15 protein-coding genes and 1 pseudogene are annotated in these 19,573 nt (G+C 56.4%); 7 read left to right on the top strand and 9 right to left on the bottom strand.

What is annotated here, in order from left to right; genetic code table 11:
* Positions 1-311: 311 nt before the first annotated feature.
* Complete coding sequence (locus ACODTZ_RS33220) at positions 312-1,043, top strand: alpha/beta hydrolase (RefSeq protein WP_489031277.1); 732 nt, start codon at positions 312-314, stop codon at positions 1,041-1,043.
* A 63-nt stretch (positions 1,044-1,106) separates the two neighbouring features.
* Here the strand turns inward: ACODTZ_RS33220 and ACODTZ_RS33215 are convergent, their stop codons facing one another.
* Positions 1,107-2,048: a VOC family protein gene (locus ACODTZ_RS33215; RefSeq protein ID WP_489031227.1), complete on the bottom strand. Its 942-nt coding sequence runs from the start codon at positions 2,046-2,048 to the stop codon at positions 1,107-1,109.
* Between the two features lie 216 nt (positions 2,049-2,264).
* A complete protein-coding gene (locus ACODTZ_RS33210; RefSeq protein WP_489031225.1) occupies positions 2,265-2,990 on the bottom strand; it encodes an HD domain-containing protein in 726 nt (241 codons plus the stop codon).
* 77 nt (positions 2,991-3,067) lie between these two features.
* Here ACODTZ_RS33210 and ACODTZ_RS33205 point away from each other — a divergent pair, with 77 nt between their 5' ends.
* Positions 3,068-3,679 (top strand): TetR/AcrR family transcriptional regulator, encoded by a 612-nt coding sequence (locus ACODTZ_RS33205; protein WP_489031223.1) that lies wholly within the window; start codon positions 3,068-3,070, stop codon positions 3,677-3,679.
* A 32-nt stretch (positions 3,680-3,711) separates the two neighbouring features.
* Here the strand turns inward: ACODTZ_RS33205 and ACODTZ_RS33200 are convergent, their stop codons facing one another.
* Positions 3,712-4,608 carry a LysR family transcriptional regulator gene (locus ACODTZ_RS33200; RefSeq protein WP_489031221.1) on the bottom strand — a complete coding sequence of 299 codons (897 nt, stop codon included), beginning with the start codon at positions 4,606-4,608 and terminating at the stop codon, positions 3,712-3,714.
* Between the two features lie 109 nt (positions 4,609-4,717).
* Here ACODTZ_RS33200 and ACODTZ_RS33195 point away from each other — a divergent pair, with 109 nt between their 5' ends.
* The 3 genes from ACODTZ_RS33195 (at position 4,718) to ACODTZ_RS33185 (ending at position 7,292) form a co-directional block, all read left to right on the top strand.
* Positions 4,718-5,869 (top strand): alpha/beta fold hydrolase, encoded by a 1,152-nt coding sequence (locus ACODTZ_RS33195; protein WP_489031219.1) that lies wholly within the window; start codon positions 4,718-4,720, stop codon positions 5,867-5,869.
* 370 nt (positions 5,870-6,239) lie between these two features.
* Positions 6,240-6,407, top strand: a complete 168-nt coding sequence (locus ACODTZ_RS33190; protein ID WP_489031217.1) for a hypothetical protein — start codon at positions 6,240-6,242, stop codon at positions 6,405-6,407.
* Between the two features lie 234 nt (positions 6,408-6,641).
* Positions 6,642-7,292, top strand: a complete 651-nt coding sequence (locus tag ACODTZ_RS33185) for an HD domain-containing protein (RefSeq protein ID WP_489031215.1) — start codon at positions 6,642-6,644, stop codon at positions 7,290-7,292.
* An 88-nt stretch (positions 7,293-7,380) separates the two neighbouring features.
* On the opposite strand, the gene ACODTZ_RS33180 is transcribed toward ACODTZ_RS33185, so the two are convergent.
* The 5 genes from ACODTZ_RS33180 to cas13a all read right to left on the bottom strand — a co-directional run bounded on the left by ACODTZ_RS33180 (position 7,381) and on the right by cas13a (position 17,394).
* Positions 7,381-8,310, bottom strand: a complete 930-nt coding sequence (locus ACODTZ_RS33180; RefSeq protein WP_489031213.1) for a 3-hydroxyacyl-CoA dehydrogenase NAD-binding domain-containing protein — start codon at positions 8,308-8,310, stop codon at positions 7,381-7,383.
* 223 nt (positions 8,311-8,533) lie between these two features.
* Positions 8,534-9,493, bottom strand: coding sequence for a GlxA family transcriptional regulator (locus ACODTZ_RS33175; RefSeq protein ID WP_489031210.1), 960 nt, complete (start codon positions 9,491-9,493; stop codon positions 8,534-8,536).
* A gap of 632 nt (positions 9,494-10,125) precedes the next feature.
* Entirely contained in the window at positions 10,126-12,210 is a 2,085-nt protein-coding gene (locus ACODTZ_RS33170; RefSeq protein WP_489031208.1) for a hypothetical protein, read from the bottom strand.
* Between the two features lie 466 nt (positions 12,211-12,676).
* Positions 12,677-13,078 carry a hypothetical protein gene (locus ACODTZ_RS33165; RefSeq protein ID WP_489031206.1) on the bottom strand — a complete coding sequence of 134 codons (402 nt, stop codon included), beginning with the start codon at positions 13,076-13,078 and terminating at the stop codon, positions 12,677-12,679.
* Positions 13,079-13,341: 263 nt separating this feature from the next.
* Complete coding sequence (cas13a, locus tag ACODTZ_RS33160) at positions 13,342-17,394, bottom strand: type VI-A CRISPR-associated RNA-guided ribonuclease Cas13a (RefSeq protein WP_489031204.1); 4,053 nt, start codon at positions 17,392-17,394, stop codon at positions 13,342-13,344.
* 157 nt (positions 17,395-17,551) lie between these two features.
* Here cas13a and ACODTZ_RS33155 point away from each other — a divergent pair, with 157 nt between their 5' ends.
* The gene (locus ACODTZ_RS33155; protein WP_489031202.1) at positions 17,552-18,604 is read left to right on the top strand and encodes a hypothetical protein; all 1,053 of its coding nucleotides are present in this window, start codon (positions 17,552-17,554) and stop codon (positions 18,602-18,604) included.
* A gap of 196 nt (positions 18,605-18,800) precedes the next feature.
* Here the strand turns inward: ACODTZ_RS33155 and ACODTZ_RS33150 are convergent.
* Positions 18,801-19,012 (bottom strand): annotated as a pseudogene (locus tag ACODTZ_RS33150) (CrpP-related protein).
* Positions 19,013-19,169: 157 nt separating this feature from the next.
* On the opposite strand from ACODTZ_RS33150, the gene ACODTZ_RS33145 reads away from it, so the two are divergent.
* Positions 19,170-19,573: hypothetical protein (locus ACODTZ_RS33145; protein ID WP_489031200.1), on the top strand; the 404-nt coding region annotated here is incomplete at its 3' end.

Raw genomic sequence — 19,573 nt, 5'->3', positions numbered from 1 at the left:
CGTTGGTAGACGCCGCCTAGTGATTATTCGACAGCAGTGGATGCTCGTCGGTTAGTCCAGGCTGGCAACAATCATAAAAAATTTCGGTTCCAGCCTGCGTCTTGACCGGGGGGACCCGTCTTCAGCACGCAATGCGCGACAGTGGTAAGATCGTCTATCGGGCGCTAGTCCGGTACAATACCACCGAGTTTCGTGCCTTTAGGGAGTAAGAGCGACGCCGGACGGACATACCCTTCCGACGTCTTTCAACCCTTTGGAAGGAATTTCTTATGTCGATTTTGCAGACTGCTTACGGTCTGGCCGCACTTACTATGGCGGCCGCCACATTTGTCCCAACCATATCGGATGCGGCTCCCGTGAAGTCCGTAGTGCTTGTGCATGGTGCGTTTGTGGATGGATCGGGTTGGCGTAAGGTTTACGACATCCTGAAGAAAGAGGGATATGAGGTTTCCGTCGTCCAAAATAACACGGCCACTCTTGACGGCGACGTCGCGGCCACAAAGCAAGCAATCGAAGCGGCTTCCGGCTCGGTCGTGCTCGTCGGCCATTCATATGGCGGCGCTGTAATCTCCGAAGCTGGCAACGACCCAAAGGTGGCGGCTCTCGTCTATGTGGCGGCCTTTGCTCCGGACACGGGTGAGTCGGTGGGCACGCTGATCGCAAATCCTCCTCCTGGTGTCGTTGGACCTCCGATCCTTCCGCCTAAGGATGGCGCGCTTACCCTCGATAAGGAGAAGTTCGCGGCCGCGTTTGCGGGCGATGTTGGCCCGCATGAGGCAGCGTTCATGGCGAACTCCCAGGTTCCTTGGGGTCTGGCCGCGGTGAACGGGAAAGTCACTCATGCCGCTTGGCACGACAAACCGAGCTGGTACCTGCTGACCAAAGAAGACAAGATGATCCCGCCGCCGGCACAGAAGCAGATGGCCGAACGCGGTAAGATGCGGATCGAGGAAGTCGCCGCCAGCCACGCTGTTTTCTTGTCTCACCCGAAGGCCGTTGCAGACCTGATCGAGGCGGCGTCGAAGAAGACTTCGACCCACTAAAGGCGGACGCGGAAAGCCCGGACTGCAAAAGCTGTCCGGGCAGATGACGCGGCGGTAAATGGCTCAGCGACCCTGCGTCCGCGACTTGGCGCGCTGCAACCTGCGCTCAATCTGCTCTCTCTTGCTTTCCAGCCATTCGGGGAGGTCGATCGATTTGTCGTCTGGATCACGTTTTCTTGGTGGAAAACCGGGATGGGCGACAGCGGCTCCAAAACATATGCCCTCAGGTCCCTCGAAATAGACAGCGGTGAAGTATCCCCGGTCGATCGCAAGTGTGGTGTCGTATCCCGCTGCAACCAAACGCTTGCGGAGAGAGTCCAGGGCGGCCAAATCCTCGACCCGTAAAATCACACTGGCGGCCAACGCGGTGCCCCTCTCGATCTTCCGTCTCATGGGCACTGACAGAACGTCGATCTTGAAAGGGTCGGAGGCGACGTCGGTCGAGAACCTGACGATCTGTCGGTCTCTTCCTTCCTCCACGAGACCGAGGACGTCGCCGAGAAGGTTGGAGGTGTATTCGAAGTTTTGAAGGTGGAGTTCGACAGAGGCAATCCTGCCCACAGCGAGCGGGGCGCCGTTGACGGCGGTGCCGTGGTCGCCCTCCGAAGGATGCTCTTCCACCAGCGCCAGCGGCAGCCCGTCGGGGTCCTGAAGGCAGATATACTCGCGCCCGAAATTCCATCCGGTGCCGTCGATCTTGATCCCATTGGCCAAGAGCTTATCGCGCCACGCATCCATCGACCCTCGAGCTATCAGGAAGACGATGCTGCCGATGGCTCCAGCGCCCGAGTGCGCCTGGATGAGCTCGGGATATTCCAATAGCGATATGATCGTGCCGGGCGTCCCGTCAGCATCACCGCAATACAGTTGGAGAACCGAAGTCTCGTCTGGGTTGATCGTTCGCGAGACGATAGTCAGCCCCAGGTCACGACAATAGAAGTCTGCCGAACGCTCAGCGTTCGACACGAGACAAGTCATGTGGTGCAACCCCAAGACGGCGGACATCTGTTACCTCGGCTAATTATCGAGATGGCGAAATGAGCGTTAGCACGAGGGCCAACGTGTCGCGACATGGCGCGAAGCGCTCGTATCCGATCTCGGTATTATTGTTCAATTCCCGCAGGATAGCACAAGCGAACCCCCTGCATTTCTTTGGCTATTGCACATCGGTGCCGCGTTGCGGCCCTCGTGCAAATGCTTGATCGTCTTTGCCGTGAGCAGCTACGTCGGGGCTCTTCTTCCCGACAGCGCGGTCATGACGGCAGGCCTGCTGCCCGACCTATGATTGGCCGTCCCGAACTGAAGCGCCTCGATCACGCCATTCCTTGGATACCCGGCCTCAATGACATCAAGTGTCGAGGCGGCAACCCTGCGTCGTCCGGCACCGAAAAGATCGCACACGGCCCCGCGAGAAAGCAGATGTGCTTCTGCACCATGCAGGCGCTTCGCGACCCATCCGTTTAAATGCAGCGCGATGTCGTTGCCCACCTTGGACGCGACGCGATCCGGGTGGCCCTTGCTCCGCAGGAAGCTTTCTACGCGCCGCCCTCCGCTGAGAGCGAAGCAGCATCTGCAAAGGTTCGGCTCGTGCCCGGCAGTGAGGCCGATGTCGTGAAGGATTGCCGCCGCGAAGAAGAGGGGACGGTGATATGGGATTTTCTCATGAGCGGCGAAAATCGACCCGTAGAGATATGTCCTCCAGCTATGCAGCAACAGAGCGGATTCATGCGTCTCTTCCGCCAACGCAAGGCAGTCGTCTACCAATGCCGACCTGCGTGGCATGAGCTCATCGAGCCCGATCTCGATCGGCTTTCGTATCCCGAAACCGTATATGGCACTGTCTGTCACCTCTCGAATACGGACGTGCACCAGATTGCTCAATAGTCGAATTTTCTCGAGCGCAGCGAGTTCGCCGTCCCCTTCTTGCCCCCAGGCGATCGTGCCCATCGCCTTCGCTGGCCAACGCCGCGCAACCATCTTCCAATTACCCGAATAGTTTTGTACCATTCCGCATAAAATAAACGGTGGGGAATTTTTTTGCAAGTGAGTACAAAATGACAATTCGACGCGGGCGTCCGCCCGCTTACGATCGGGAACAAGCACTCCAGTCCATCGTGAATGCGTTTCTCGATGGCGGCTACTCCGGGACATCGCTGGACGACTTGTCCAAAGTGACGGGGATGAATCGTCCGAGCCTGTTCGCGGCATTCGGAAACAAGCATGCCATGTATCTAGCTGCGCTCGACGCATATCGCGAAACCATAGTCCGCACGGTCATGTCGACGCTGGATGCGTCTCAGGATCTGGTCGAGAGCCTGGAGGGTTTTTTCGAGGCCGCCATTCGGTTCTACGGCGACGGCCCGGCGCGCGGATGCCTGATCCTATGCACGGCAACCGTCGAAGCGCCTGCAGATGAGACCATCGCTGCGATATTGGCGAACGCGGTGACAGAGATCGAGGGCCATTTCGCCAGACGACTCCAATGGTCCCAAACCGAAGCCGATCCGGAGAAACTGGAAGGGCGCGCCAAGCTGCTTACGGCCCTCTTGATCAGCGTCGCCGTGCAATCAAGGACGAAGGCTTCGCCGCAGGTCCTCATGAAGCAGGTGAGGTCAGCCATCAGCGTCCTCGTTTGACGCTGCGACCCATCGCGCAGACCAACAGCACGTCAGAGCGAGGCTCTGCCGAACTTCTCTTCCAGAATGTCGACAAAGCAACGTATCTTGGCTCCCAGCATCCGCGAGCTTGGATAGAGGGCGTGGATACCAAGGCTCTCAGTGGTGTAGTCCGGTAGAACCTGCTCCAACGCGCCGCTGGCGATATGTGCGCCGAGCACGAATGTCGGACCATAGACTATGCCGCCACCGTCCAGGGCCGCAGCTAGCAACATCTGCATGTTGTCGGCCTTGAGCCTTATGGGACCGGTCACCGTGAAGGTCTTTCTCCCGCGATCCGTGAAGCTCCAATCTCCGCTCGATGTTGCGCGGCTGAACGCCAAACGGTCGTAACGGCGCAGATCACCGGGTTTGGTTGGACGGCCGTGCTTGTCGAGATAGGACGGTGCCGCGCATGCCGCCATCCGGCTTTCTCCGAAGCGCCGAGAGATCAGGCTCGAATCCGGCAAGGTGCCGATTCGGATAGCCATGTCGAAGCCTTCCTCAATCAGGTCGACATACTTGTCCTCCAGGCTCATCTCGACGGAAACGTTCGGGTATCTCCTCGTATACTCTGCAACGGGCTGGCCGAGATGCAGAGCGCCGAATGTTGTCGGCGCCGAAACCCTCAGAACGCCCTGCGGTTGTTCCTGTTGTTGAGAGGCGCTTCGGTCAGCTTCATCAAGAGCGTCGAGGATCGAGCTGCTGCGTTGGTAGTAATCCTTGCCGATGTCGGTGAGGTGCAGCTTTCGCGTTGTGCGTTGGAGGAGCCGAACCCCCAGAGCCGTTTCGATTGCCGCAACGTGCTTGCCTGCCATCGCAGGCGTGATGCCATGCACCCTGGCAGCCGCGGCCAGACTTCCGTTGTCGACGGCGGCAACAAAGACAGAAAGTCCGACAAATCGGTCCACTTATTCGATCCTCTGATTATCGAGTGTGCCAACGAAATAGCGGATTATCTACCCAAAGGGAAAACCTTATTTTCGGTTTCATCGATATGAAGACCGAAAGGACAGGACGATGGACATCAACACTAACGGCATCAATATCCACATCGAGGATCACGGCGAGGGCGACCAGGCGCTGGTCTTCCTTCATTATTGGGGCGGCACCTCGCGGACGTGGGAGAGCGTTGTCAAGGCACTCAGGTCCGATGTCCGCTCGCTGGCGTTGGACGCGCGTGGCTGGGGGAAATCCGACCGACCTGAAAGCGGTTACGATATCGTATCCATGGCCAACGACGTCGAGGCTGCCATCGCAACACTGGAATTGAAGAAGTACGTTCTGGTCGGGCATTCGATGGGCGGCAAGGTGGCACAGCTCTTGGCATCCAGACGGCCAACCGGATTGACAGGGCTGATACTCGTCGCGCCGTCGCCCGCACAAGGCAAGTCGCTCCCCGATGACGTCCGGGAAGGAATGAAGGGTGCCTACGCTGTGCCGGAATCGACATCGTGGACGATCGATAACGTCCTTGCGGAGCTTCCGCTGCCGCAGGCAGTTCGAGATCAAATCATTGAGGACAGTGTCGGCGGCGCAATCGCGGCCAAGCAGTACTGGCCAGCAGGCGCGATTTCGGAAGACGTCAGCGCGGACTTGGATCGCATCGAGGTTCCGGTTCTCGTCATCGGTGGCGAAAAGGACAAGGTCGACAGTGTGGACCTGCTTCAGTCGGTGGTGGTCCCCTCCTTGCCCGACGCAACACTGACCATCATCCATGGTGTCGGCCACTTATCTCCTTTGGAAGCTCCGCAGGAGGTCGCTTCCCGGATCGACGCCTTCTTGGCTGAAGGGGCAGGGCGCACGCCACGACCGGAAGACGTCGCCACCGTCTTCGATGCGGCCTTGAACAGTGCGGACGTTGATGGGGTCATGGCGTTGTTCCATCCCAAAGCTGTGATGCGGATGACTGATGGTTCTGTGATCGAGGGTGGTCCGGATGCCATCCGGGGCGACAACGAAAAGCTAGTCTCGTTGCAGCCGATCCTGAAGAACACAGTCCGCCGGGTAATGAGGAGCGGGGACATCGCGCTTCTTCTGCTTGATTGGACGATCAGCGTCGCCCTGGATGGGCATTCCAGCGTCCAGCGCGGGATCGCGACGCAGATCGTGGAGCGGTCAGCGCAGGGGAACTGGCAGCTTCGCGTCTCCAACCCGCTCGGGATCGCCTGATGTTCGATAGCGAAGCCATCTAATTGTTGATGTTTCGGCGGGGCGTCTTGTGCAGGTATGAGGCGCCCCGCCGACATCGAATGCTTCTTTTGGCACGATCGGTCAGCGAACCTAGCAAGTCAAAAGCACATAAATGGTCGGACACCGATGCTGTAAGGGTCGCGGTTTGGTGGGCGCCTCTCCGAGGGATGCTTAAGTTCGAGGTCCGGGCGCGCCACCTGAGATTTCATATCTGCTTTGCAGAATAGTTGGTATGCGTGTGCCCTGGATCGGCTCATAAAGCGCGCAGCTTCATCAAAATGATGGTCTTGTTATGGATTGGGTCCCGATAGTTTTCATCATATTCAAGGTTCTCGCCTTAGGCGCGGGAATGTTTTTTGCCATCAAGTGGCACTACGACCAGGATCCGCAGACAAGGAGCGCAATGTTGCGCGCGGGCGGGAAAATGGCCGCAGTCTTCGTGCTGGTGCTTGGATGCGTCGTGCTCCTGGCCTTTCTGCTCAGCAGGGCGCTCGGGTTGGACTTGGTCATCGGGTGACCCTTCGCTGATGATCATGGTCCTCGAAATCGACGTCTTCTTGGCTCTACTCGCACCTCCATTGGCTCAAATCGAACCCTCCGAACATTTGATCGAACGTGTCTGAAGAGCGATTATCGCTCTCGTTCAGACGGCATTCCGGCGAGTGTTCGTGGCAAGTTCTCCCCTCGGTCAGAGAACGTTTGCCGCATGCTGTCTGACGCGTTTGCAACAGCCAGCGGATAGGAGCGGCCAATGACCACTAAACAAGAAATTATCGCAGGCATCGCGATCCCGGACAGCAAGATGGCTCAGGCCGCTACGGAACTCGTCCGAGATACCGAGACCGATTTGCTCTATCATCACTCTCGCCGCGTGTTCCTGTTCGGAGCCCTGACGGGGGAACGCAAGGGTCTCAAGTACGACCCTGAGCTCCTCTATATCGGCGCGATGTTCCACGACATGGGCCTCATGGACAGCTACGCCAGCGACACTGAACGTTTCGAAGTGGACGGTGCAAACGCAGCGAAGAGTTTCCTGGAATCCTATGACGTCTCCGAACGTGATGTAGACGATGTCTGGGATTCGATCGCTCTCCACACGACGCCCGGCATTCCGCAGCATAAGCGGTCTACGGTCTCGCTGGTGACTGCCGGCGTGGAAATGGACGTACTCGGTATTGCATACGACGATTTCACCGCCGAGCAGCGCCACGAGGTTTGCAACTGCCATCCGCGTGGTCTCAAGTTCAAGCACGGTATCGTGACGTCTTTCTGCATGGGCACGATCCAGAAGCCCCAGACCACTTTCGGCAACGTCAAGGCCGACGTGTTGGGCTACATGGACCCGACCTACAAGCGTGAAAACTTCGTGGACCTGATCCTTGGATCGAAGTGGGAAAGCTGAGCCAGATAGGCGGGGCCCCGAAAGGGGTCCCGCCTTGTCTCGACGCCTTGCCATCGGAGTGAAAATCGAGGTTGCTGACGATCGGGCGTCAGGACTGCCTCAACGCCAACAGACCCATCAAGGTCGCATCTCGCTCCGCAGCAAGGTCGTCGATCGACCGAGACCCGGCGAGCTGCTTTACACCGTCGATTATCCTGTGCCTTACCTCGGAGCTAAGCTCCGGATCTCCCATGACCTTCCACAAGGCGGCCAAAGGCCCGGTGAGCTGATCGAAGAAATGCTCTATGCCGTTCTGCCCGCCGCCGAGGTGATACAGGAGATTAGGGCCCATGATGCCCCACCGGAGGCCCGGTCCCCAGCTGACGGCAGCATCGGCATCAGCAACACTCACGACCCCGTCTGCAATGAGATGGACTACCTCCCGATAGAGGGCCGCCTGTAGTCGATTTGCGACGTGACCGGGCACCTCCTTGAAGAGCCGTATCGTCTTCTTCCCCAGTCCGTCATAAAAGGACTGGGCTCTGACGATCGTTTCCTCCGAGGTCTGCGCGCCACCAACGATCTCGACGAGCGGGATGAGGTGGGGAGGATTGAATGGATGGGCGATCACGCAACGATCGGGAAATCTGGTACAGGCCGTCTGTATGGAGCCCATCGTGAGACCGGACGAGCTCGAAGCAATGACCGTTTGCTGAGGTAGCATGTCGTCGAGGCGCTTATAGAGGTCTCGCTTGAACTCCACCCGTTCCGGGCCGTTTTCCTGGATGAGATCGCTTTCCTCGACAGCCGCAGTCAGATCGGCCGTGAATTTCAGTTTTGAAGGATCGGCCCCAGGAGCGAGCCCGCTTTTTTCCATCGCGGGCCATGCGCTGGCGACAAAGTCCGCCAGCCTCCTTCCCGCGTCCGGGGCTATGTCCGTCGCGGTCACATCGAGCCCTTTAGCCAGGAAGAACTTGGCCCAACTCGCGCCTATCGTACCTGTCCCGATTACCGTCACGCGTTCGATCGGCTTGTTCATTGCAAGGCTCTCCAATACGCAGGATTAAGTTATGATCGTCCTGTCTGCGTCGCGCGGTGAGCTGATCTGCAGGCCATGCGAGATCAAACAAAAACACGCCGCCGGGATTGGATGGTGAATCGTCGCGTTGTATCGCATTGCCGTTAAATGACCCCGTCCAGTTAGGCTGAGACAGCAGGTCGAGAGGCTTGAGTTTGGGCAGGTTATCCGCAACTTCCGGGGCTTACGGTCTCTTGAACGATGCCCTGTATTGCCCCGGGGTTACTCCCAAACGCTTCGTGAAGACCTGACGCATCCGATGGGGTGTCTTGAAGCCGCATTCAAAGGCGATCTCTTTTAGCGCAAGAGGACTGCCTTCAAGCATGTTGCGAGCGGCGTCCACCCTGGCTTGTTCCACGAATTCGGCGGGCGTAGTCTTCGCTTCCTGCTGAAAGAACCTCGCGAAATTCCGCTTGCTCATGCCAAGCTCGTCGGCCAGATCGTTGACGGCCAGCCTCTCCCGCAGGTTCGACATTACAAACCTGTAGATGTCGGCGAGCGGCGAACGGTCGTCGGAGGGGGCGGCGATGTAGGGGCTGAACTGGGATTGGCCGCCCTGACGCTGCGCGACGACGACGAGGCGTTTCGCCACAGCAAGCGAGACTGCACTGCCGTGATCCTCGTTGACGATCGCGAGCGTAAGATCGATCCCCGCGGTCACACCCGCTGACGTGAACAGGCGCCCGTCCCGTATGTAAATTCGATCCGGATCGACCTCAGCTGCCGGGAACTGGTCGGCAAGCTTCGCGGCGTTCTGCCAGTGTGTTGTAACCTTCCTGCCATCCAGCAGGCCCGCATGGCCCAGGATGAAGGCACCCGTGCAAATGGAGCCGTAACGAGACGCATTCGTCGACAGTCTCCGCACGCAGTCAAGCAGCGCGTCATCGGGGCGCGACGTCGGGAGGAGGGGGCCTCCGGCGACGAGGACGAGGTCGAAATTGTCCCCGACGCTTTCATAATCTTGATGACCAGCCATCGGCATGCCGTTCGATGCCCGGAAAAGTCCCATCGACGGCCCGACTACGGTCATTTCATAACGGTCTTCGGGAGGAAGAAAGCCGTTGGCCTCCTCTAGGACGTCCATAGGTCCCGATACGTCGAGCGACTGCACATTTGCGAAGACGATGATCGCGACTGAACGCATGAGCTGAAACCTTGCCGGATCCTGTTGTCAGAACGGTGCGATCATTTAGGTCACAGTGGTCGGCGACGCAAGTTGGACCTGTTTGTGTAGACTAGCCATGCTTCCGGAGAAGCCTGCTGCGACAAGCGCTATCGACGCTCTCGCTGTGTCGATAGCCGAGAGCGCTTAGTCCGTAATCCAAGGGGCATCGCGTGATCCCTCGAGCCTGTCCCAGGCGGACTCTGATTTCCGGGTATTGCTTAGCAGGTGATTTCAAACCATACGGCGGGGCAGTGCGTACAGAGTTCTTTACGGGCGAGGTTGGCGCCAGCGCGGTATTTCATGAGACGTGAAATCCGCGGATACGTTTGGCCCTCAAGGCTGTTGAAGGAGCGCTTGCGGGCGGTTCTAGTGCTGTCCGGGCGATACTTTCGTCGCGCGTTTCGGTCGAGCCCAATCTCGACCAGTATGTCCGCGAGATACAGTTGCTGTCTGACCGCTTGGGACGGGTCACCGTGCTGGAAAAGCGTCCCGCACTAGCAAAAGGGCCTTCTCGTCGATTGGCAAGGCGTGGGAGCGGCCGAAGACCATCTCGATTACGGCGATCCATTATAACGCAGACATATCGTCCATTTCTGAGTCTCGCGCGCCGCTCAGGTATCGATCCGCCAGCTCGTGTTTTCGCGTTTCCATATTTGACGCACAACGAAAACGCCGACGATACTGAGCGTCAGGTAAACAGCAAGCACCCCTAAAGAAAATCCATTGACCTTCCCCTGCTCATTGGTGAGCAAAAAACCTCCGAGAAGATTGCCGGCGAGGGAGGCCGGAAGACCATAAATGGCGAGATTGTTGAGAATGGTATTGGCGCGGACTTCGCTCGTCGTAAGGACCATGTCCTCCAGTTCGTTGATTTCTGTGAGGGCGTTTTCGAACTTGGCCTTTGCCTGCCAGCGCTTTTCGCAGATTTCCCGGAAGCGCCTAACGAGATCATTGGTCTCAAGGCGCGTTGCGTTTTCCCATGCTTCCCTGACGCGTAATTTCGAGCTGTAGATTGCCTTCAGGGCATCCCGCTTGTTTTCATTCTCTCCTTCGTTGAGGGCGTTGATAACGAGGCGTCGGATGTCTTTTCTGATTTTCTCTTCCAGGTCGTTAGCCACGGCTACCGTCTGGGCAATCTCGCTGGCAGCCTTCTTCAGTTGGTCTGCCGGAAATTCCCCTGTGGTTGACATTTCTATCAGCGCAAGGCCGCTTTCCGTGACGATCAGCACGCCGCCGCGCGCTTCGATCACGTCGAATGTATCCTGCGATGGAAGGTCATCTATGTGGGAGCCGCCGGTCGCAAGAATTGAAGCGATGATCGCCGAGAGGGTAGGCGACCACAAGACGACGTCGTCTGCTTCGCTGTTGGTTCGGATCATATCTGCGATGTATATGCCGCTCCCGACAATCAACGGCTTGCGTAACGCAGCGACGGCCACGGTGTTGTCCGAGAGCTTCAGCGCCTCCCTGGAATTGCTGTCTCTCGAACGGACCCGCAACCCCATGGTTGGTGCGTAACAACGCCATATTGCCTCCTTCACATCGGACCATGTGAGAAGCGTACCCGGATGCCACGCGTCATTGAAGGGAACACTGCGGGGAGCGGCAAGCAGCGTGCGCAAACCGCCTTCATCCCACCAAGGCTGATGCGATGCCGACCCGGTGAAGCCCGGCAGGCCGTGGCTTGTAAGTTTGCGATCCTTTTCGCCTCCCCGTGGGCGGGGAAAGCCTTCAGCAGACTGTTCAAATCTCAACCATTTTTCGTCCTCCATCCGTTCGAGTTCCAGCCACAGGGCGCTCATGTCGAGGCCGGCCGACGGCTTGGTCGAGATGGTGATGTCGTTTCCTGTCCCCGAGAGAGCTGGACGATATAGACCCATGAATGAAAAGCCCTGGCCCGTGAAAGTATTCGCTTCCGATCTTGCAAAGCTTTTCAGTGTCCCGGTCAGCAATGTCTCGCTGAAGAGAATAGCGTCGAGGAGAGCCTTGCGACGGCTTCCCGCCAGATGGATCGCAAGTTGGAGCCGGGGCGCGGCCTCGGCTAGCCGCTGGTAGGTCAATTTCTCGTAGTTGAGCCTTGAGCGAGCCTGCTGGTGCAGGAGTTGGATATCCGACCGCCCGCTCAGCAGAGCATCGGGAATATTGAAAGGCGACACGCCCAGTACAAGCAGACCTTTGGCATAGGCCGCGCCCTTTGTCACTGCGCGGAAATATGCCTCCGCGCCGTCTCCGCAAATCGCGCCGGCGCCGTCTTGCAGTTCGACGTGAACCAGAGACGAAAGAAGCGCTCCAAACGACTGCTCGGGCAGGCCCGTGATCTCGGTGTAGCCTTTTTCCCAAAGGCTTGCATAAGCGACCCATTCGTCCGGCAGCTTTTCTCCGTTCAGGCGCATTGAGAGCGCGACCATGGCAAGGCACGTATCGACCGAAGCATCTTCAACAACGATCGTCTGCCCGCGGAACGGCGACTCGCCCGGCGCCACCAAATCCAGGGTCGTGCGCCAAAGATCAATCGCTTCATCCGCTTGCGAGCAGACATATTCGGTCGCTGACGAGACCGTCGAATCTACTCCCTTGTGATTGAGAGACAGCCTGCCGTCTTCCAGTCTCGGCGTATCTTCAATGCCGACGAGAATAGTCCCAGATGTTGCTCGTTCGTCCCGCCTGCCGACAATTGTCGCCCCTGAAAACAACATACTGAAATTCCCTCGAGTTGCATGAAGACGATTTTTAATACTTGGCAGAGCGTTTTCAAGTGGCGAAGTCCGCTGTGAAAGAAGCGGTCACTTTGAACCTACTTCGCCCATTCCGGGCCATTTGTTGGTTCAGTCCGCTGTGAAAGAAGCGGTCATTCTGAACATCGAATTGCGAACAAAGGAAAAAACGCGGGTTCAGTCCGCTGTGAAAGAAGCGGTCATGCTGAACATCTTCACAGTTTCGCGCCCGTTTTGGGGCGAACGGTTCAGTCCGCTGTGAAAGAAGCGGTCATGCTGAACTTACTCGTGGTAACCCAATGTGAATGCTGGAGCAATACAGGCTCCGATCTGCAGACGATGGCGAAGTTCCAAAATATTGGATTGTCTTTTTGATCGATGGCGCCGGAGATATACCTTTATTCAATGTTTTCGTTGCATTACCTGCGATCCGAAGCTGATTTTAAACCTAGAGAAGCCAGAATTTGGCATCATCGAAACCATGCTTGCGCCAGGTTTCGATCCGTTCCACCGCCTGCACGACGTCGCGGTTCGGCCGATAGGCGAAAGAACTGTCCTCGAACAGGGCCTCGAAGATGGGCGTGAGAGCGGTCGCTATGCTTGTGTGCAAAACGCGGTCCCGGATGCTTGGGATCGTCAGGATGCGGTAGCCCGGTTTCTTTTTGGGTATGCTGACCTTGCGGAACGCGCCGGAGCGATAGGTTCCGCCGAGTAGCTCGGCCCGAAGCTGCGTCAGATTTGCGAAGAGATTCTCACTGAAATCCCGGATGGTCACCAGATCGCCGCCGGGCGAGCCCTCATTGTCGGCGACGCGATACCACGCCGCGCGCAACGCCTCCAGATCGGTCACCTTTTCCCATAGGTTTTGTGGTTCTTCCGTGATCATTCGATCCCTTCGGCTCTCATGTTTTAAGTGTCAATGGACCGCACGATGTGCGTTAGCCGCTGTGAAAGAAGCGGTCATACTGAACTTACCTTTGGTAACTGATTGTATTTGCGGGGGCAATACGCGCTCTTTCTGAAGCCAAACAATAAGATACCGGATTTGAGCGACCTGTTATTTGCAAGTCGCGTCAATATTTGGATTTTGATCATAATGTTCAAGGAAGTAGGCTACTTCTGAAGCAAATTTCGGTACTCCAGAAACATCTCTTGGGGCACAGTTTCGCGGTGGCGGCCGGTAAACGGCGCCGGGTATCGCAGTTCACCCTTCGCTTTTTTCTTTCCGTCGACATCGTCAACGATCGCCCGATAACCGCCAGGGTCGAACTCGAAAAGCGCCTTGACCATCGATGTGAAGCGAACCGAATTCTGCGGCAGTTCGAACGACGGATCGAATTCTTCCGTCGCCCTCACCATGGCAAGATGTGTTTCGACGCGCGGCATGATCAATGGCTTTCTCAACCGATCCTCGTCGAAACGCCAGTCGATGTAAAAACCCTCGTCATTCAGAATCTCTATGACGGCCTGGCTGACGGCGTTTTTCATTTTCCTGTCGTAGCTCAGAAGCGATCTTACCGCATTGACGAGATATGAAAGTTTGAGTGGTTTCCGGATAACATTGAAATGGGCGAAATCATTGCGGATTTGTGCCTTGCCTTTGAAAGCTTGGGACTTTCTTGCAAGTTTGTCCTCCGCCTTCTGCCTTCGCGCGGCAATGACATCCTTGAGATTTTCCGTCTCGACAGTGCCGAAATAGCGGTTGAACATAGCGCCTTCCGCTTCAGGCAATAGCGCGAGCTGCAGCCTTCTGTCATCAAGCATGAATCCGTTGCCGGGATGCCATAGAGGCAGAAGCCCGGCTTTAAGGTCTTCCAGATCAAGCTTCAGCTTATCCAGCTTTATATCCGGTCGGCTGGCCAATCTCGAGATGACGGCTTCCGTGGGTCGCCAGTAAATCGCGGGACTTCCTTCACGTAGTGCGACGATGAATTTCTCTCCTCGTTTCTGCATGTCCGCGAACAGAATGCCAAGAAAGAGGTACTGTCGGTCTCGCTCCCACATAAGCGTGAAATCGGTCAATCGGCCGAGTATGCGCATCATCAGGTGATGCAGGCGGGCGTGTTCGCTAAGTCGGGCGGCGTTGATGCGGAAATTATACAGGGAGGTGTCGGTGGCTGCGCGCCGATAGTCATCACATATGCCCTTTAGCCGAGACTGATCCGCCTTCCGGTCCCGTGAGAGCGTGATGATCTGTTCGCGCAGATGGTTTTTCTTCTCGAAAAGCGTTTTCGTTTCCTGCGAGTTCAGCGCGGTAAATGCGGCCACCTCTTCGCTGGTGACGCGATGTCTCTCGAATATTCCCTGAAGCGCTGCGTAGTGGCCGAAGCGCAAAATCTGCCGGAGGCCGCGACGGGTGCCGGGCAAGGACATATGATGGGTCTCGTTTTCGTCCGAATAGACAAGGTTGAACAGCTTCTCGTCTTCGTAAAACAGGGCGCCCAGATTGCGTTTTTCCAGATGTTCGCGGCCGCTGAATCCAGTGGCCTGCACCGCCGTATATAATCCCATCAATCTGTCGATCTCACCAAGATCGGACAGCAGTTTGGGGTCGGCTTTGTCATTTCCCTTCGTTTCGAGCGCGGAGGTTTTCTTGAACTGATGGCGCAGCAGAGCGACATCGTCATTCGGGATCAGATATAGCCAGGCATAGAACTGCGAGTGCCACGGCTTGATATCCCATCCCGCAACCTTGACCGCGTCGATGGAAACGGGCGCCGGAGTCTCATCCGCTCCCAAGAGGTCGCGGACCGCCCAGAGCCAGGAAAGATCAACTTCCCGAATGTACAACCCGAAGAGATGTGCAAATAGATCCTGTTTGAGTTCGTCGATTCGACCGGAAGCGCGACGCTGTTTCATAGCATTTGCTTTATAGCTCTGCCTGATACGCTGCTCGGCGGAAGATTGTGCAAGAAGTTCGGCGAGCAGATCGTTGAGACCTGCGAAATCGGACACGTCCAGATCGTCGGAAAGGGAACGGGCCCTGGCGTAAAAGCGGCCGGTATCCTTATTAAATTTCTCGGCTCGCTGCTGCTTCTCGGATATGATCTGCCGCAAGCTGTCCCGCAGCAGTCTCTCATCGCTTTGTCGCCGGCCGAGCCAAGTCACAAAGCCGCTTGCATAGAGTTGTCGAAGGACACCGACCTGGAAATTGTTCACGCCCCGTTGAGTCATCGAAAGGTTGTCCAAAGACAGTTTCTCGAAGTCCTCCATGGCTCTGTTGCGGAGATCGGGTTCCCCTGCCGCCACATTTTTGATCCGGCGCATGACCGACATGAACTTAGGTAGCGTAAATTCCAGTGCGGATTTGTCGGATGCGAGCTCGTCAAGCAGATGCGGAAGCCGCTCCGGCGAAACATAGCGGGTGATCTCGAGGCGATTAACGTCATCGGCGATGGTCCGGCTCTGTAGCGCGATATCGCAGGCGAGCAACTTGTCGAACAGTGCAAACATGTCCGGATGGATGCTGGCTCCCTTCCGGTGATCAAACTGGACTTTCTTGGGGTCGGCTTCCGGGGAGAGGATTCCGCTTGTGACAACCGCCACCAGGCGCTGCTTCGTGTTGTAGTGATTTGTGCGATTGCGAACTTCCCCGGCCAGCCGGAGGAAAGCCCATTGAATTTCCTTCCACAACTGGCGGTTTTCAGGGAGGAATATTGAGGATCGGCTGACGGCGCCGTCCTGCTTGATCTGCTTGCTGCCGAATATAAGTGGCAGGTGCTTGGAAAAATGGTCGAAGTCAAAATTTCTGATCAGCTCTTTTGCATAAACGACTGATGCGACATCCAGATTCTTGTTCCCAGCCGTTTTGTTCATTGTCTCCTGTTCGGGAGACGAGGCCCATGTCTTCAACGTCTGCAAGGACAAGCCCACGGAGTTGCGCCATACTCTCGTGAAGGACTCGTTGCGTTTGATCTCATGTTGGCCGGCGCTGGTGACGAGATATTCCATGCGCTCATCGAAGACTGTCTGAACGTTTTCCGTTCCCGGAGGAAGGTCGCTGGCATGCGCGACAAGTTTGCCAAGGCGGATCAATTCATTGATGTCGGCGTTCCGATCCTTCGCCGCAAGGATCGAGACAAGATGCGTCTTGTCTCGGGGCAGCATGGATTGAAGCTTTTCTGTCTCCTTCTCGCGGTCCCATTTGTTCGTAGACAGTTTGGAGGTTTTCAACGCTCTGAGGAAATGTTCCGACTTCGTAAGCTTCTGATAGAATTGTCGGATGACGTTGTGTAGCGCCCAAACGCCTTTGCGATTATCGGGACCATCGAAGCTTCCGAGAACCTTGCCGAAATGCGCATAGAGCACTTCACCCACCTGAGTTGCGATCAGCTTTCCGTCCGGCTGTTCCGTTGCGGTAATGCTGGAGAAGATCTGAGCCGCGATATCGTTCTCAAAATATGTCTGTTCGTCCGACGTGGACCACTGATTCTGTCTTTCACGCCTTCTGTCTCTCGGATCGTTTGCGCTGCTGGCGATACGGATCCCTCTGGCCTTCATCAATCCGACGCCGGTAGCCTCTCGATCCCGCCCCTTGTCTTTTCTCGGAGCGCCGTCGATTTGTAATTCTTGATCAAAGAGGTGCGCCATAATACGCGCGGCAACAACTTTATAGTCAGACTTTCCGGATTGATCTGTTACCCAGAGCGCCTTATGCCAGCGTCCAAAATGGCTCTCCCGCGTTGCGGTCTTATCCGCATATTCGCGTATGAACTTGGCATTTTCGTCTGTCTCGGGCCTTCGTGAATCGACTTCCCTTTTCGCATAGGGGTGCGCTTTCCATTTCCAATCCTCTTCAAAGCGCCTGAAGGCTGCTGCGCCTTCTGGAAGAGCCAGGATCGCAGCCTTGTACCGACGGCTAAGCTCATCCCAGAGAGCTTCGGCCAAGTGGACCCGGTCGACGTAGGCGGATAGCTCAAATTGCCGTAATCCACGTTTGCGGATGACTTTGTCTAAGACTGAAATTGTCTGCCTGAGAATTAGCGCATAATCCTCTTCGACAAATGCTCCCATTCGTGATGGGTCTATAGTCTGGTTGCGGTAGCTTGCTGGGGTGAGCATTTTTTCAGCTTTCGGAGCAAGTCCCCGCGAAAGCTGCAATTTTTCTTCCGAAGAAATAATTGAAACTGTAGTGAAACTCCGACCCTTGGAGCGTAGAATCTTCATGTATAACTCCCAGAAATAAACAATTTCACATGACCAAGTTCATTTTTCTATCTCATGTTTTTTGAATTCGCCACCTCAAGTCGTTGGAGGCTGTGGGAACACCGTGTTAATGATTTCGCGTCAAGTCTGCGGCTCTCGTTCAGGTGGTGGAGTTCCCTTGTTAGACGTTGTTGCCGAGATCCTTAAGACGCGTGTTGCCCATAACCAACCCAGCGACGAAGGGGCTATCGCGGCCTTCATCGACACGCTCGCGGGCCTCGAGGAAGGGCGCAAGGCAGTCAGCCTCGCCGTCGAAACGTCTATCCGCGAACTCATGTGGACATCCGGTGCCCACAATCTCGACGAGGAACATCAGACAGCAAGCCTAATGGGTCATCTGACCAGCAATCTCACCTGGCACTATCTCCTTGCTGGAGCGAGAGATGGGGTGAGCAATTTCCCACAGATCTCTTGGGGTCATCTGACAAGGACGCGCGAAGCAAAAGTGGGTGCTGATTTTGGCATCCTAGCCCGGCCACAAGAGGGAGGAAATACTAGGCTGATGCTCTTCCAGGCGAAACGAATGAGGGGAGTGACAAGCCAGACCATTGATGTCGGTCACGTGATCAACGATGGTCGCGAAGAAACACTTCTTCCAGCTTTCCGCGCCTGCCGGACCCTCTCGCCGCAATCGACGATGGCGGACATCCTCGGAACGTCGAAAGTAAAGACAGCGGCTACCGTTGATCAGAAATTCCAGCTGGAGGCATTCTTTAAGACGTGGTTGCAGGGTTGGGAAAACTGCCGCAAAATGAACCCATGGTGTTTCTACGCAGTATGGCGTGACGGCCCGAGCGGCAAGCCCGCATTGGAGCCAGTCACGATCCCCGTTCGTGACGTCTGGGAGAAGGTCACTTCGCTTGAGAAAGGCAACCCAGGTACGTTTCATGTTCCAAGCACAGCGGAATCACTTTCCTCGATCATTCGACAATCGCTCAATTTTTCTGAAGAGAGCGCGGTCTATTTGACGATTAAGGATCATGAGCTGCCGAGCCTGCTTAGTGCGATTACATCAATGACGCCTGGTCTCCATTTGCTCGGAATCGATGAAGAGGGCGAGGGTACAGTAATAAATGCGCTGGAAACCGCGCAGTTTGCTGTTACGGTCCAGCACCCCGGCGGGGTGCAAAGATACGAGCCAGCTCTTAAAGCAAAAGGCTATGGCATGTAGGGCTGCTACTTAAAAGTTGCCCCATTGGGCAGCAGATACCACCAAACCGCTACCACTAATCTGGTTCAGAGATCAACGCGGGTTTTGACCGTTGACCCTTTCAATCAAGCGCAAGCGCGGGCGGTTTCGAGGCATTAGCGTGTCATAAATTTCGGACAGCTCGAGAGAAGCGCCGATTTCTGACATGTCGATAACGCTAGCGGGGGCATGGTTCTCCGAGGACACTGCTCAGCTCGACGAACATGATGAGTCGGACCGCCGGATGTTCCCGGTGAGATGCGGCCTTCCCGGCTCGCATCTCCCAGCCGAACTTCCAAGCATCGCGCCGAGCGAGCCAGTCTCCTAGCGCCTATGTGTCTTCGGTCGGCATGCGACCCGGCGCAAGGTACGGATTTCGTGCGGCGCCATACCAAGCCCCCGCGCTCGTGCCCCAGCGGGACGGCAAAGGACCGCTTCAATGGCAAGAGCGGCAGACGTGAACCTATCTTAGTCACAATTGAGAAGTTGACCAGGACCGCAGACGCGCGCTTCCTTTTTGAACTCACAATTGTTGGAGGATGCCGTGATGCGCAAAGCCATGTCGGTAGTGGTCCTGGCTGGAAGCTTGTTGCTATGCGGCAATGCTTTGGCGGCTTCTGACCCAACATCAATCAAGATAGGCGAGGGCGAGCGGATCAAATCGGCGGACATCGCGACTGGCTGGCATCTTCGCCGCCAGTACCACTACAAGGCTCCGCCATACGGCGTGCAGTTGGTGACAGCTCCCGAACCAGTCAATGGTGGGAAGTATTCGTTGCGTATGGAACTCCGCCGGGGCGACTGCGATGTCGTCACTAATGGCTGGAGCGACTGCCAACACCTAAACGAACGCAACGAGATCATAACCTCTGGCGATGACTTCATGTCTGTCAATATGAATAGCCCCGAGTTTCGTAGACACCCTCGGGTTACGTTTTCTGCTGCCTTTCG

Source organism: Rhizobium sp. FG113, from assembly GCF_057809895.1.
This window is presented reverse-complemented; position numbering and strand designations above follow the sequence as displayed.